Origin of the sequence: Caballeronia insecticola, from assembly GCF_000402035.1 — a bacterium.
Taxonomy (GTDB): domain Bacteria; phylum Pseudomonadota; class Gammaproteobacteria; order Burkholderiales; family Burkholderiaceae; genus Caballeronia; species Caballeronia insecticola.
In genome coordinates, this window is sequence record NC_021287.1 from 2,025,074 (window position 1) to 2,039,660 (window position 14,587).

The 14,587-nt window shown below is 63.9% G+C and carries 13 protein-coding genes and 1 tRNA gene; 6 read left to right on the plus strand and 8 right to left on the minus strand.

The window, feature by feature from the left end:
- Nucleotides 1–298: 298 nt before the first annotated feature.
- The 3 genes from BRPE64_RS09335 to gloB form a co-directional block, all read right to left on the minus strand.
- Nucleotides 299–1,549 carry an MFS transporter gene (locus BRPE64_RS09335; protein WP_016345844.1) on the minus strand — a complete coding sequence of 417 codons (1,251 nt, stop codon included), beginning with the start codon at nt 1,547–1,549 and terminating at the stop codon, nt 299–301.
- Between the two features lie 115 nt (nt 1,550–1,664).
- A complete protein-coding gene (locus BRPE64_RS09340) occupies nt 1,665–3,308 on the minus strand; it encodes a transglycosylase SLT domain-containing protein (RefSeq protein WP_044041455.1) in 1,644 nt (547 codons plus the stop codon).
- Nucleotides 3,309–3,468: 160 nt separating this feature from the next.
- On the minus strand, nt 3,469–4,311 hold the full coding sequence (gloB, locus tag BRPE64_RS09345; protein WP_016345846.1) for a hydroxyacylglutathione hydrolase: 843 nt from the start codon (nt 4,309–4,311) through the stop codon (nt 3,469–3,471).
- An 18-nt stretch (nt 4,312–4,329) separates the two neighbouring features.
- Between gloB and BRPE64_RS09350 the strand changes: the two genes are divergently transcribed.
- The 4 genes from BRPE64_RS09350 to BRPE64_RS09365 all read left to right on the plus strand — a co-directional run bounded on the left by BRPE64_RS09350 (nt 4,330) and on the right by BRPE64_RS09365 (nt 6,558).
- On the plus strand, nt 4,330–5,163 hold the full coding sequence (locus BRPE64_RS09350; protein WP_044041457.1) for a class I SAM-dependent methyltransferase: 834 nt from the start codon (nt 4,330–4,332) through the stop codon (nt 5,161–5,163).
- A complete protein-coding gene (rnhA, locus tag BRPE64_RS09355) occupies nt 5,163–5,624 on the plus strand; it encodes a ribonuclease HI (RefSeq protein WP_016345848.1) in 462 nt (153 codons plus the stop codon). The genes BRPE64_RS09350 and rnhA overlap by 1 nt, the downstream gene beginning before the upstream one ends.
- Before the next feature lie 40 nt (nt 5,625–5,664).
- The gene (gene dnaQ, locus BRPE64_RS09360; protein WP_016345849.1) at nt 5,665–6,402 is read left to right on the plus strand and encodes a DNA polymerase III subunit epsilon; all 738 of its coding nucleotides are present in this window, start codon (nt 5,665–5,667) and stop codon (nt 6,400–6,402) included.
- 81 nt (nt 6,403–6,483) lie between these two features.
- Nucleotides 6,484–6,558: transfer RNA gene (locus BRPE64_RS09365), tRNA-Val, on the plus strand.
- 101 nt (nt 6,559–6,659) lie between these two features.
- Here BRPE64_RS09365 and BRPE64_RS09370 read toward each other — a convergent pair.
- The 3 genes from BRPE64_RS09370 to BRPE64_RS09380 form a co-directional block, all read right to left on the minus strand.
- On the minus strand, nt 6,660–7,133 hold the full coding sequence (locus BRPE64_RS09370; protein WP_044041458.1) for a DUF2214 family protein: 474 nt from the start codon (nt 7,131–7,133) through the stop codon (nt 6,660–6,662).
- A 76-nt stretch (nt 7,134–7,209) separates the two neighbouring features.
- On the minus strand, nt 7,210–8,040 hold the full coding sequence (locus BRPE64_RS09375; RefSeq protein WP_016345851.1) for a hypothetical protein: 831 nt from the start codon (nt 8,038–8,040) through the stop codon (nt 7,210–7,212).
- A 217-nt stretch (nt 8,041–8,257) separates the two neighbouring features.
- Nucleotides 8,258–9,322: a glycosyltransferase family 4 protein gene (locus tag BRPE64_RS09380; RefSeq protein ID WP_016345852.1), complete on the minus strand. Its 1,065-nt coding sequence runs from the start codon at nt 9,320–9,322 to the stop codon at nt 8,258–8,260.
- Between BRPE64_RS09380 and BRPE64_RS09385 the strand changes: the two genes are divergently transcribed.
- Both BRPE64_RS09385 and BRPE64_RS09390 read left to right on the plus strand, forming a co-directional pair.
- Entirely contained in the window at nt 9,321–9,569 is a 249-nt protein-coding gene (locus BRPE64_RS09385; protein WP_044041459.1) for a hypothetical protein, read from the plus strand. The two genes, BRPE64_RS09380 and BRPE64_RS09385, sit on opposite strands and share 2 nt — an antisense overlap.
- Nucleotides 9,570–10,269: 700 nt before the next feature.
- Entirely contained in the window at nt 10,270–12,093 is a 1,824-nt protein-coding gene (locus tag BRPE64_RS09390) for an ABC transporter ATP-binding protein (RefSeq protein WP_016345853.1), read from the plus strand.
- Nucleotides 12,094–12,161: 68 nt separating this feature from the next.
- Here BRPE64_RS09390 and otsA read toward each other — a convergent pair whose 3' ends face one another.
- The gene (otsA, locus tag BRPE64_RS09395) at nt 12,162–13,544 is read right to left on the minus strand and encodes an alpha,alpha-trehalose-phosphate synthase (UDP-forming) (RefSeq protein WP_016345854.1); all 1,383 of its coding nucleotides are present in this window, start codon (nt 13,542–13,544) and stop codon (nt 12,162–12,164) included.
- Entirely contained in the window at nt 13,541–14,293 is a 753-nt protein-coding gene (gene otsB / locus BRPE64_RS09400; RefSeq protein WP_016345855.1) for a trehalose-phosphatase, read from the minus strand. The genes otsA and otsB overlap by 4 nt, the downstream gene beginning before the upstream one ends.
- Between the last annotated feature and the right edge of the window lie 294 nt (nt 14,294–14,587).

Here is a 14,587-nt window from a genome sequence, read left to right on the forward strand (position 1 = left end):
AAGAACGCGGGTTTCCTTCGCGCAGTGACGGCGGCGGCTCGCGGGGCGCGTCTCGCGCTTCGGACCGGCTCGCTTGCGCGTGGCAAACGGGGTATCTGAACGAGCGATGACGGCATGCGGCGCGCGCTGGCTGGCGCAGCGAACGACGGTGAATGGGAGGTAGGCGCTAGGGTGCGGGTTGAAATGCTCAAACCTTCGAATTATAGCGCGAAAACGCCGTATTCGCCAGATTTGGGAAATCGCCGCTTGCTGCCGACCCGCTCGGCCTTCGCCCATTGCGCCTGTTTTCAGAGGGCAATTAGGACGCCGCGCGCTCCGCTTCGGGGTCGCGCTTGTGCAGCGCGCGGCTCGGCAAGAAGTACCAGATTGCGCTTGCCGCCTGCAACGCGATCAGCCCGAACCACACGGTCAGATGCGCCGCGACCGGATAGCGCCCGCCCTCCGACGGCCAAAGCGAAAGCATCGCGCCGACGCCGACCTGGAAGCCGAAAATCAACAGAAAAATCACGAGCGTGAGCGTGGTGTGCGCGCGCCCGATCATGTGCGGCGGGAAATATTCGGCGGCGACCGCGTAGCTCAGAATGCCCGTGCCGCCGAAGACGCCGTACGCCGCGAGCAGCACGGACGGCGGTAACGGCACGCGTAACACCATCAGCGCCTGGGTTGCCACGAAAAGCACCATGCCGGCGCCGCAAAACGCGTACACCGACACCCCTCGCCGCTCCATGCCGCGTGCCGCCGAGCCGAAGACGATACAGCCGAACATCATCGCGAAGCCGAGTACCGAGACGAGCGCCGCCGCGTGCGCGGGCGCGAGCCCCATCACGTCGAGCAAAAAGGGCCGAATCCAGAGCGACTGCATCGCGAAGAAAACGCCCTGCGACACGACCGAAAACGACGCGATCTTCCAGAACACGCCGCTCTTCAAAATGTGCCAGGTGCCCCGGAACTGTGAGGCGATGTCCGCGCGCCGGTGCGCGTCGGTCTCGGCCTTGGCAGGCGCGAACAGGACGATGGCCGCCGCGATGACGAGCGTGAACACGCCGAGGCCGGCGCAGACCTGACGCCAGGTCGCCACATGCAGCAGCGACGCCAGCGGCGAACCCACCACGACGCCGCCCAGGCCACCGACGGCCATCGTGAAACCATTGACGAGCGGCAGGCGCGCGAGCGCGAAATGCTGCGCCGATGCCTTGAAGGCCGCGCTCAGGCACACGGACACACCCACGCCGATGAGCAGCCGCCCGATCATCAGCCCCGCGAGTCCACGCGATGCACCGAAGGTCCAGATGCCTGCCGCCGCGAAAATCAGCATGCCGGCGGTCACGCGTCGGGGGCCGAAGTGATCGAGCAACACGCCCACCGGAATCTGCGCGACGGCAAAGCCGATGAAATACAGCGACGTCAGCAGACCGAGATCCGCCGCGGACAAACCGAGATCGTGCGTGATGAGCGGCGCGAAGCCGAGATTGACGCCGCGAAAGACGTACGAGACGAAGTAACCGGCGGCGAACAGGAAAAAGACGCGGAGACGAACGGAGGACGGCATGCGGGACGGACGCTTCTTCGATGCTTCTGGAACGCCAGTTTAACGGGGTCGCCAGATGAAAACGCCGTCACCTTGGTGACGGCGCGGGATAACGCTGCGGCGAAACGCCTTCGCCCTATTTCTTCTTGCTGGACTTCTTGGCGGCTGCCGGCGCCGCAGTCCTGGGCGCTGCGGCAGACTTGCCGGCGTGGGAGGCCGACACCTTCGTGACTTTCCCCGATGCATGCGCCGAGGCCTTGCCGCCGTGCGACGACTTCGACTCCGGCACGTGCGTGCCGATCCTCGACACGCCGCCCGACGAGCGGCTCGACGCCGACACCGTTTCCACCCGCACCGGACCCGGTTCAGCCGGCACCGCACGACCGTACGGCACGTGCAGCACGACCACCTGCCCCGGCATGAACATGTCGCCGCGCGTGCGGTTCCACGAACGCACCTGCGCCACCGACAAGTTATAGCGGTCTGCGAGCGTCGTGACGGACTGCTTGCGGCGCACGCGAATCACGAGGCGGCGCGTGTCGGGCACGTCGCGCTCGACGGCGAGCATCGCGTTGGCGGCGACGTCCGCGCTGATGTCTTCGTCGTCGTCATCCGTACGCGGCACGACGATGGTCGAGCCCGGCTTCAGACGCATGCCCGCCGGAATGCGGTTGACCGACATCAGCGTGTCCGCGTCGACACCGATTTTCTCGGCGATCGCAGCCGGCCGCGCGCGCTCCGTAACGGTATAGGTCGTCCACGACGACAGCGCGCCCGTGTACGACGTCAGATTGCGCTGGAACGAAGCGGCGTTGTCGAACGGCAGCAAGATCTGCGGATTGGTTGCGCCGAGAATCACCGGTTTCGCAAACGACGGATTCAGCGAGCGGAATTCCTCGACGCTCATGCCGGCGAGCTTCGCGGCCATGGTCACGTCGATATCGCGCGCGGTGGTGACCGTCACGAAATACGGGTGGTTCGGGATCTCCGGCAGCGTGAGCCCGTACATCTGCGGGTTGCCGATGATGTTCTTCACCGCCTGCAGCTTCGGCACATAGTTGCGCGTCTCGTTGGGCATGCGCAGGCTTTCGTAGTCGGTCGGCAGCCCCGCCGCCTCGTTGCGCGCGATCGCGCGCTGCACGTTGCCTTCGCCCCAGTTGTATGCAGCGAGCGCGAGATGCCAGTCGCCGAACATGTCGTGCAGGCGCGAGAGGTAGTCGAGCGCGGCGCTCGTCGAGGCGAGCACGTCGCGGCGCTCGTCCTGCCACATGTTCTGCTTGAGGTTGTAGTCGCGCCCAGTGCCCGGCACGAACTGCCACATGCCCGCGGCCTTCGCGACGGACAGCGCCTGCGGATTGAACGCCGACTCGATGAACGGCAGGAGCGCCAGTTCGGTCGGCATATGGCGCTGCTCCAGCTCCTCGACGATGTGATACAGATATTTCTGTGAACGCGTCGTCATGCGCTCGACGTAATCCGGGCGCTGCGCGTACCAGTTGACCTGCATGTCGACGAGATCGCTCTGCAGATCGGGAATCTGGTAGCCGGCGCGGATGCGCGTCCAGAGGTCGGCCGAGCCCACCAATGAGGTGACGGGCGTCTTGTCGACGTTGATGGTTTCCTTGGCTGCTGCAGTGCGGCGAATGGTGTCTGCGACCTTTTGCTGCTGTTGCTGCGAGGCGGTGGAAGTGATGGGTAAAGTCGGATCGGACGCTGTGGGTCCCTGGCTCGCGCATGCGGCTAGCATCAGGACGGACAGCGCACTAAGTGTTAGTCGCATGGAACGTCTCGGGCTTCCAAAAGATATGTTTGGAATTTGCAGCCGATGGTACGGAACCGTACTTAAGACGTCAATAAGAATGCACGTAAAACCCCTGCAAAATCCGTCATCTAACAGCGTTTTCAATGAATCGGATTAAGTTGGCCCCAAAAATTTTCGGTTAGCGGAACTTATCCTTCCAGCCGCGCATCATCCGAAACGCTTCCAGCCGGTCAGAAACCGGCGTGCCGAACTGCGATGAAAGCGTCGCCTGAATGGCCGGAACGTCTGCGCGCAGAAACGGATTCACCGCTTTTTCATGCGCGATGGTGGTCGGCAGCGTGGGCTTGCCGGCGGCGCGCAAGGCCTGCGCGTCGTCGCTCCAGCGCAGCAAGGCAGCGTTGTCCGGCTCGCACGCGCGCGCAAAGCGGATGTTCGAGAGCGTGTATTCGTGCGCGCAATGAACCTGCGTGTTCTCGGGCAAGGCTGCGAGCGCGTCGAGCGAACTGAGCATTTGTTGCGGCGTGCCTTCGAATAGACGGCCGCAGCCGCTCGCGAACAGGGTGTCGCCGCAAAAGAGATGCGGCGCGCCGTGCGGGCCAGAATCCTGAAAATAGGCGATGTGACCGGCCGTATGGCCAGGCACGTCGATCACGGACAGCGTCATTGCCGGATGGCCGATGCGCACCGTATCGCCGCCCGACACGCGCTCGGTCAAATGCTCGATACGCTCGCCAGCCGGGCCGTAGACGGGAATCCCACCCTCTGCCGTTCGGCTATCGAGCAGTGCTTTCACGCCGCCGACATGGTCGTGATGATGGTGCGTGAGTAAAATAGCGGTCAGCCGCCAACCACGCTTCGCGAGATAGGCTTCGACAGGCGCGGCGTCGCCCGGGTCGACCACGACGGCATCGCGCGAGTCCGACACGAGCCAGATGTAGTTGTCTTCGAACGCCGGAACCGGCACGTATTCCAGCGTGTCCCGAGCAGGCGAATTCTTCGTTAGCGAATCCATAGCGATCATCTATGCGGCAACCCGAACATGTCTGACCGAGCAATTATAGACTGGCCCACCTGGACGAGCTCCGCGCCCGGACGCTACGTGCTCGACTGGGAACAGGCGCAGCTCGATCACGTGGTGTCCGACATCTTCGGCTATCACGCGCTTCAGCTCGGCATGCCGCAACTGGACGCGCTGCGCGAGAATCGCATGACCGGCCGCGCGCTTGTGCTGGACGCCGAAAGCGCGTCGAGCGCGCCCTACACGCCGCCGCGTGCGCTGATGCCGGGCGTGAGCGCGCTGCCGGCCGCCAGCGCGCCGGACGGCCGCAGCACCGTGTGGTGCGACCTGCTCGACCTGCCGTTCGAGGCGCAGAGCGTCGATCTGCTCGTGCTGCCGCATACGCTGGAATTCTCGCCCGATCCACACCGCCTGCTGCGCGAAGCCGAACGCGTATTGTTGCCCGAGGGTCAGCTGATCATTCTCGGCTTCAATTCGCTGAGCCTGTGGGGCGCGCGGCAATCGCTCGGCAAAGTGGCGGGACGGCCGTTCGTGCCGTCGGCGCACGAGATGATCGCGTTCACGCGCATCAAGGACTGGATCAAGCTGCTCGGCTTCGACCTCGAGCGCGGGCGCTTCGGCTGCTATCGTCCGCCGCTCGTCACGGATAAATGGCTGCAACGCTATCAATTCATGGAAGCCGCCGGCGACCGCTGGTGGCCCATCTTCGGCGCGGCGTACATGATCACGGCGGTGAAGCGCGTGCGCGGCATGCGCCTCATCGGTCCCCGCAAGCTGAAAAAGACCGCGCTCGCGCCTGGCCTCGCGCCAGTCGCCGCTCCGCATACGCGCAACGAGACCCGCAACGAGCATTGATGACTCAAGAATCCGCATCGAACAAGATAATCGACATCTATACGGACGGCGCCTGCAAAGGCAATCCCGGTCCGGGCGGCTGGGGCGCCCTGCTGCGTTTCGGCTCGCTGGAAAAGGAGCTGTTCGGCGGGGAAGCCGCGACCACGAACAACCGCATGGAACTGATGGCCGTCATTTCGGCGCTCGAGGCGTTGAAACGCCCGTGCCACGCCGTGATCCACACCGATTCGCAATATGTGCAGAAAGGCATCAGCGAATGGATCCACGGCTGGAAGAAGAAAAACTGGATGACGGCCGCGAAGACGCCCGTCAAGAACGCCGACCTGTGGAAACGCCTCGACGATCTCGTGTCGCGGCATCAGGTCGAATGGCGCTGGGTCAAGGGCCACTCGGGCCACCCGGAAAACGAACGCGCCGATGCGCTCGCCAATCGCGGCGTGACCTCGCTCGCCGATAGTTGATCGTTGATCGTTAAATCGCAGCACAGACTCAAGAAATCACATGCGCCAACTGATACTGGACACTGAAACCACCGGCCTAAACGCGAAGACGGGCGACCGGATCATCGAAATCGGCTGCGTCGAGCTGATCAATCGCCGGCTTACCGGCAACAACCTGCATATCTATGTGAACCCGGAACGCGACAGCGATCCCGGCGCGCTCGCAGTGCACGGACTCACCACCGAGTTTCTGAGCGACAAACCCACGTTCGCGGAGGTCGCTGCACAACTGCGCGATTTCATCGCGGGGGCTGAGTTGATCATCCATAACGCGCCCTTCGACGTCGGCTTTCTCGACATGGAGTTCTCGCTGCTCGGCTTGCCGAAGGTGAAGGAAGTGTGCGGCGGCGTGATCGACTCGCTCGCGCAGGCCAAGCAGATGTTCCCCGGCAAGCGCAATTCGCTCGATGCCTTGTGCGATCGCTTCGGCATCAGCAACGCGCATCGCACGCTGCACGGCGCGTTGCTCGACTCGGAGTTGCTCGCTGAAGTCTATCTCGCGATGACGCGCGGCCAGGAAAGCCTCGTCATCGACATGCTCGGCGATCAGCCCACCGAAGGGGCAACGGCCACGCCGCGCGCCGCCTTCGACGACCTCGATCTGCCGGTGATCGCCGCAAGCGCAGACGAACGCTCGGCGCACGAAGCAGTGCTCAACGATCTCGATCGCGCGCTCAAGGGAACGAGCGTGTGGCGCACAGAACCGGCGCCAGCCGAAGGCGAGCCAGTGCCCGCATGAGTCCCCGCATGAATTTTGCAAATTTGCGTTATGAAGCTCTTTACGAAACGCGAAACGCCTGACATAATCTCGTCTCTCTTCGGGTGGTTAGCTCAGCGGTAGAGCACTGCCTTCACACGGCAGGGGTCACTGGTTCGATCCCAGTACTACCCACCAGAATTCTGGTGCTGGTAACACCAAGTCACCGAAGATCAAAAGGCCCGAGTCTCACGACCCGGGCCTTTTTCATTTTGCGCTGCAAGTCTGCGCGCAATCGCCTACGAAGCCCACACGCCCCGCGCCATTCCGCTTGCGGCGATCACCATCACTATCACGAGTCCTGCTTCGAGATCGCTCATCCACGCGAAGCGGCGCGCCCGCGTGAGATCGATCGCCCCGCCCTGCGCAAGCGCGATGCGCCATCGGATCAGCGCGAGCATCGGCGACACTTCGATCAGCAGAATCACGACGAGCGCCGTCATCTTCAGATGAAACAACGGTTCGTGCAGATAGTACGCGCCGCCCTTTTCGAAGCCGCCGAACGCGCGCGTCACGCCCGTCACGATCAGCACGATCGCGGTGATGCCCCAGACCGAATCGGAGCGGAACACGTCGCGCAGGCGCAGCTCGTTCGCCTGAATCGACTGCGTGGCGTCCAGCCGGCGCAACGCACGCGCGCGCGCCAGCACCGAGCCGAGCGCGAAACCGAAAGCGAGTAGATGAAGCGCGGCCAGCAACCAACGTATCAGCATCCTTTCCCCCGGAGCGACAAGAAAGACGTGTAGGGCCAGGACAGCCCGGCGGCCGCGAATGAAAACAGCGCGTGCGTCAGATCTGACGCAGTGTCGTGTCGAGCGCGCGAGCGGCGTTGCGATCGCTCTCGTTTGCGAGCGGCGCGCGAAACACCGTCTTGCGATTGTGCCCCGCGGCGGCCGGAGAATCCCACAACAATTCGACCTTCGGAGCGCGCGCGAAGATGCCGCGCCGGACCTCGCCGCTTGCGCGCACGGACGGCGCGGCCGGCTCCATGGCGGGCGCGAGCATGTGAGTCGACGGCGCGGCGCTCTCCGGCGGCGTGGGCCATTTCATCGACAGTTCGCGCGCATCGTATTGACCGAGCTTGCGGCTTTCGGCCCAGACGACCGCGGTGCGCGTGACGGGATCGAGCGAGATCGCATAGCGGCCGATCGAAAACCGCCGCGCCGCGACATTGGTACGCCAGAGCGCACGCGGCCGGCAAATCCACATGACGACCGCATACAGCGCCGGGCCGACCAGCAGCCAGCCGTTGGTCTCGGCGAGCGCGTGCACGAAGGGCCGCCAGCCGGAACTCCAGACGAACGCGCCGACGGAAAACATCGCGAAACCGAAAGCGAACAGCGCGAGAAAGCGCAACGCCTGCCGCAGCCATTGCGGCAGCGGATGCAGCGGACGCTCGACGCGCGCCTTCGCGCCCGGCAGCACGATCAGCAAAAAGATCAGCACGACGTTCAGACACGCCCACGGCGACGACGTCATCGCGCGCAGCGAGGACAGATAGCCCATCTGCGACATCGAGAACGCCCACCGCGCCGCGAGCACCAGCCCGATGGCCCGCAATGCGAACACGGTGCCGGCGCCGGGGGCCGGAATCGCGCTGATTTGCTTGGGTCTCGCCAAAAGAAACTCCTATCCACTTACGATGCATGCCGCTCCGCTCACAGCGAAGCCCGGTCATTATAGGGAGAATACGGATGTCGTCAGAGGTTTCACAAGCGTAGCGCGGTCTGCCGCTCCAAAGGCGAAGCCATGTGTGCTATTACGACAACGCCCCGCGGGCCTTGAGGCGCGCGGGGCGTGGTTTTGCGTTCATGCCGCGCGTGGCGGCAAGACTTACTCAGCTTGCGTTGACTTCACGCAGAACGGTGCGGCGCTTCTGGCGCAGCAGTTCTTCGTACACGCTGACGTAATTGCGGGCCATCACTTTCGAGGAGAAACGCGCTTCGAACGCGCCGCGCACCTTTGCGCGCGACAGCGTGTCGAGCCGCTTCACGGCAGCGATCGCGCTGAGTTCGTCTTCCACGACGAAGCCCGACACGCCGTTTTCGATCACTTCCGGCACCGAACCGCGATTGAACGCGATCACCGGCGTGCCGCAGGCCATTGCTTCGATCATCACGAGACCGAAGGGCTCCGGCCAGTCGATCGGGAACAGCAGCGCATGCGCGTTGCCGAGGAATTCGGTCTTTTCGGCTTCGCTGATTTCGCCGATGTACTCGACGTGCGGCAGCGCGAACAGCGGCTTGATCTCTTCTTCGTAGTACGCGCGGTCGGCCTTGTCGAGCTTCGCTGCGATCTTGATCTTCATGCCCGCGGCCTGCGCAATGCGGATCGCGCGATCGACGCGCTTTTCCGGCGAGATGCGGCCGAGGAACGCCAGATAGCCGGGTTCCACGTTCGGGATCGGCTTGAGCAGGTTTTCCGGCAGGCCGTGATAGACCGTCGACAGCCAGTTCGCCTGCGGCAGGGGCTGGCGCTGGTTGTCCGAAATCGAGATGACCGGCACGTCGTTGAACGTGCTGAAGATCGGCTGCAATTCGGGCAGGTCGAGACGGCCGTGCATCGTCGTCAGGAACGGCACCGGCTGGCGGGCGAACAGCGAGAACGGGTAGTAATCGATATGGAAATGCAGCACGTCGAATTCGTCGGCGCGGCGGCGGACTTCTTCGAGCAGAAGCATGTGCGGCGCCATCGTGTCGCGGATGGTCGGGTCGAGGCGCAACGCCTGCGGCCAGAAAGCTTCGAGCTTCGCGGACGTCTGCGAATCACCGCTCGCGAAGAGCGTGACATCGTGTCCGGCTTCCACGAGTGCCTCAGTCAGATAAGACACCACGCGCTCCGTGCCGCCATACAGCTTCGGCGGAACGGCTTCGTGGAGGGGCGCGATTTGAGCGATTCGCATGTTCGTGAAACTCCTAATGAAAGGTCAGGCTAAAACTTCAGTCGTGTTGACGTCGGGAGCGAATCGCTCGGCTCGGGCGAAGCTTTCCGCGGCACTTGTGGCCGCGGCGCAATGGCTGCTGCTCGAGGAAAAAAGCGGGGTCGCTGTTTACCGGGTTCCGCGCGGTGTTTTGGACAAAGCAAAAGTGGATCCACATCTCAAAAACGCCGCGCGCCTGCAATTAACGCATGTGTGCCAAGGCGGTTGACCGGAACTTGCAAAAACCTGTCGATTGCCTAGGGAGAAACCCGGAGAGAATTATGGAGCTTTTTACAGAGACGCGCGGGCAGTCATTTCAACTTATTTACCTTGTTACACGCGGGAAACACTTTGCAAACCCCTGTTTATTAACGTTGTTCTACATTGGAGCACGGGTTCCGGCGATGCTCGGGCGGCAGCATGCACCGCCGCTTGTCCGGCGCCCCGTGAATTCGAATCTGCGGGCGTTCCGGCTGATTTCAGGCGCGGCGCGTGCTTTTGTCTCCGCGTTTGTGTCGCGATTGCGGTGCGGCCGTGTTGTTCAGCGGCTTCGTCGAAAGGTTATTCGGGCGCAAAAGGCGTGCAATGTGCTTACAATGCGCGCCCATGCCGTAACGCCCGCCGGACCGCCTGCGCGGCGCCGGAGAAGCCTTCCGACGAATTCGCCGGCGCACGCGCAACCGGAAATCCGAAGCGCGTTGCATGTCATGACGATGTTCGGACGGCCACACGCGCCGAGCTTCATATGCCCGAAGACGCCATGCCCCTCCGCGATACTGGCTACAATTCAGTGATGGAGACGGCGCAGCGTCGCTTGTTTGACGTCGGTCGCGCCGGATCGGGCGACGTAACACATGCTGGCGGCGGACCGCCGGCGGCAGTGCCCGAAGGCGCACCCCGCTCAACTGCTCTACGACCAAAAAAGACCATTGGACCAACTCACCGTCTCCCAGCGTAACGCGTACAACGCGAAGCTCGCGAGCTACGCGCATCGCCCGCTCGCGTTCCTGATGCGCTTCATCCGCCGGCATCCCATCGCGCACGGCATCGTGCTGTTCAGCGTGTTTGCGGCGGTCGGCTGCGCCCTCGCCTCGCAGTACGCGATCAAACATCTGATCGACGTGCTCGGACAAGGCCGCGGGCATCCCGGTCCGCTATGGGGCGCCTTCATGATCCTGGTCGGGCTGATCGCCGCCGACAACCTGCTGTGGCGGGTCGGCGGCTGGGTCGGCGCGCATGTGTTCGTGATCGTCACCGGCGACTTGCGCAAGGACCTGTTCTCGTATCTGTCCGGCCACTCGCCGACGTACTTCTCCGAAAAGCAGCCCGGCATGCTCGCGAGCCGCATCACGGCGACATCGAACGCGATCTACACCGCCGAAAACGTGATGGCCTGGAACGTCCTGCCGCCGTGCATCGCGGTGTTGGGCGCGATCGTCATGATCGTCTCCGTCAATCCGCTGATGGCCGCCGGCCTGATGACCGCATCCGTGGTTCTGGCGCTGATCCTGTACCGGCTCGCCAAGCGCGGCTCGGCGCGGCATCACAATTTCGCGTCGAAGGCGGCGTCGGTGGATGGCGAACTCGTCGACGTAATCGGCAACATGGCGCTCGTGCGCGCGTTCGGCATGACCTTCCGCGAGCAGAAGCGCTTCGGCTCGACCGTCAAGGCGGAAATGGTCGCGCGCCAGCAGAGCCTGCTCTACCTCGAAAAGCTGCGTCTGTTCCACGCGGTCGTGACGGCGATCCTGTCCGCCGGCCTGCTCGGCTGGGCGCTGTGGCTGTGGTCGCAAGGCCGGGCGACGTCCGGCGACATCGTGCTCGTGAGTTCCCTCGGCTTCACGATCCTGCACGGCACGCGCGATCTGGCCGTGGCACTCGTCGACGTGACGCAGCACGTCGCGCGTCTTTCCGAAGCCGTGCAGACGCTGCTCGAACCGCACGGCATGCCGGACCGGTCGGATGCAACCGAACTCGTGCCGCAAGGCGGGCGCGTCGTGTTCGACAATGTCACATTCGCGTATCCGCGCCGCCGTCCGATTCTCGACAACTTCAATCTGCATATCGAACCGGGCCAGCGCGTCGGGCTGATCGGCAAGTCGGGCGCGGGCAAGTCGACCGTGCTCGCGCTTCTGCAACGCTTCTACGAGACGCAGAAAGGCAGCATCAAGATCGACGGGCAGGATATCGGCGCGATCACGCAGGACAGTCTGCGCCACGCAATCGCCCTCGTGCCGCAGGACATTTCGCTGTTCCACCGCACGGTGTTCGAGAACATCGCCTATGGCCGCCCCGAGGCGAGCCGCGAGGAAGTGCTCGCCGCCGCCCGCGAGGCGCGCTGCACGGACTTCATCGAGGCGATGCCGGAAGGTTTCGATACGATCGTCGGCGACCGTGGCGTGAAGCTCTCCGGCGGCCAGCGTCAGCGTATTGCGATCGCGCGCGCGATTCTCAAGAACGCGCCGATCCTGCTGCTCGACGAAGCCACGTCCGCGCTCGACAGCGCGTCTGAGGAAGCGATCCAGCAGGCGCTCGACCGGCTGATGGTCGGCCGTACGGTGGTCGCGATTGCGCACCGTTTGTCGACGCTGCAAAACTTCGACCGCATCATCGTGATGAGCGCGGGCAAGGTCATCGACGACGGCTCGCCGCAGGAGTTGCGCGAGCGTCCGGGCCTGTATCGCGAATTGCTGTCGAAGCAGCACGGCAAACTGCCGTCGATCGTCGCGACGCCGCACAAGCAGCCGGCCTGATCCGGCTCTCGCGCAAAAAAACCGCGTTTCCTGTTCGGGAAACGCGGTTTTTTTCGTTCAGCGAAAACTCAAGGCAACTTCAGATCGCGCAGGAAATTGTCGCGCCACACGGAGACGTTGTTGTCGCGCAGCTGCTGCATCATCTCGTCGTAGCGCGCCCGGCGCTCGGCCAGCGGCATCGTGAGCGCGGCGGCGAGCGCGTCCGCCATGCCGTCGATATCGAGCGGATTGACGATCAGCGCCGCCGTCAGCTCGCGCGCCGCGCCCGCGAACTGCGACAGCACAAGCACGCCGGGGTCCTCGGGATCCTGCGCCGACACGTATTCCTTCGCCACCAGATTCATGCCGTCGCGCAAGGGCGTGACGAGGCCCACGTGCGCCTCGCGGAACAGCGCGGCCAGCACCGGCCGGTCATATTGCCGATGGATATAGCGAATCGGCGTCCAGTCGAGCTCGGCGTAACGGCCGTTGATACGGCCCGACTCCGCTTCCAGTTGCAGGCGGATGTCGCGATAGGCATCGACGTCCGAGCGCGTCGGCGGCGCGATCTGCAGAAACGACACGTTGTTGCGCTGATGCGAATCGTGCTCGATCAGCCGCTCGAACGCGCGAAAACGCTCGACGAGCCCCTTCGAATAATCGAGGCGGTCCACGCTCATCACAAGTTTGCGTTCGTGCAACGTCGCCTTGACGATCTGCACGTCGCGTCCGCTCTCGCCGTCTTTTGCCAGCGCGGCGATTTCATCGGGATATACGCCGATCGGATAAGCCGCCGCGCGCAGCGTCTGCCCGAACGCGCGAATCCCGGCCGGCCTGGTTCCGTCGCGCTGCACCGTGCCGCCCGCTTCCGTCTCGATGTAATCGCAGAAGGCACGCAGATCGGGCTCGGTCTGGAAGCCGAGCAGATCGAACGCGCACAGCGCTTCCATCAACTCGCGATGACGCGGCACGCTCAGCAGAATTTGCGACGCCGGAAACGGAATGTGCAGAAAGAAGCCGATGCGGTTCTTCACGCCCTGCGCGCGCAGCGCCTGCGCGAACGGAATCAGATGGTAGTCGTGCACCCAGATGACGTCGTCGGGCTTGAGCAGCGGCGCGAGCTGCGCGGCGAGCCAGCGATTCACGCGGCAATAGCCGTCGTATTCGTGGCGATCGAACTCGATCAGATCCGGGCGATAGTGGAACGCCGGCCACAATGTTGCGTTGGAGAAGCCGCGATAGTACTGGTCGTAGTCGCGCCGCACGAGGCCGATGGTCGCGAACGTCACCGGGCCGTGCTCTTCCAGCTTGATACCCTCGGGCACGGACGACAGCACGTCCCCGCTCCAGCCGAACCACATGCCACCGGTTTCCCGGAGCGCATCGTAGACGCCGACTGCAAGACCGCCCGCCGCGGGTCCGCCTTCGGAAATCGGCGCGACGCGGTTCGAAACGATGATCAGCCGGCTCACGCGTGCTTCCCCGCGGTGCCCGAGATGACCTGCAGCCAGTCGAGCAACAATTCGACCGATTCGATGCGCGCACGCGCCACGGTATCGCCCGGGCCGACTTTCACCGACAGCCCGTCGAATTCGTTGACGACAGCGAAGCCTTTTTCGTCGGTGAGATCGTCGCCGATAAACACCGGCTTGCGGCCCGTGAACGGCGGTTCGGCGAGATACGCGCGCACCGCGCGGCCCTTGTCGACGTCCTTCGGCTTGATCTCGTAGACCATCTTGCCGGGCTGCAGCACGTAGGCGTCGGCATATTGCTGCACGAGACGGGTTGTCGCGGCGCGCGCGGCCGGCTCGCGGTCGGCGGCGTTGCGATAGTGCAGCGCGAGCGCCGCGCCCTTGATCTCCAGCAGCATGCCGGGATTCGCCGCGACCACTTTCTCAAGCTCGTGCTCCATGCGCAGCAGCCGTTCGTCGTTGAAGCCGACGCGCTGCACGTCGCCGTTGGAATCGCGCCGCTCCGCGCCGTGCATGCCCGCGACGGGCAGATCGGGCATCTGCAGAAACGAATCGATATTGTCGATGCCGCGCCCCGACACCACCGCGACCGCACCGTTGGTCGCGCGCCTGAGCGCCGCCAGGATATCGGGCACCGAGCGCGGCACGAAGATGCCGTCGGGCGTGGAGGCGAGTTCGACGAGCGTGCCGTCGAAATCGAAGAAAAAGGCGGTCTCGGCAAGAGACAGGGAATCGGGAAGAATTTGCATCGATCTTTGGCCTGTAGTTTGCCTGCGCATTTGCCTGCGCGTTTGCCTGCGCGTTTGTTTGCGACGGTGCGAGTGCGGCTGCAACGGGCATCGCATGCATGCGCGAAGTTTGCGCATCTTACCGCGCGGGAGCTTTCGGTTAAGAAAGCTCCGAGCTTACAAGCGCGTCCGCGCGCGCTTTCAGTGCGCTTGAACTCGCCCGCAACCATGCGGCAAATCGTCTCAAAAATAGGCCGATTTCACTCCATAGCGCGATGATGCGCTGGCCATCGCGCCAAAGACGTGTATTTTTCG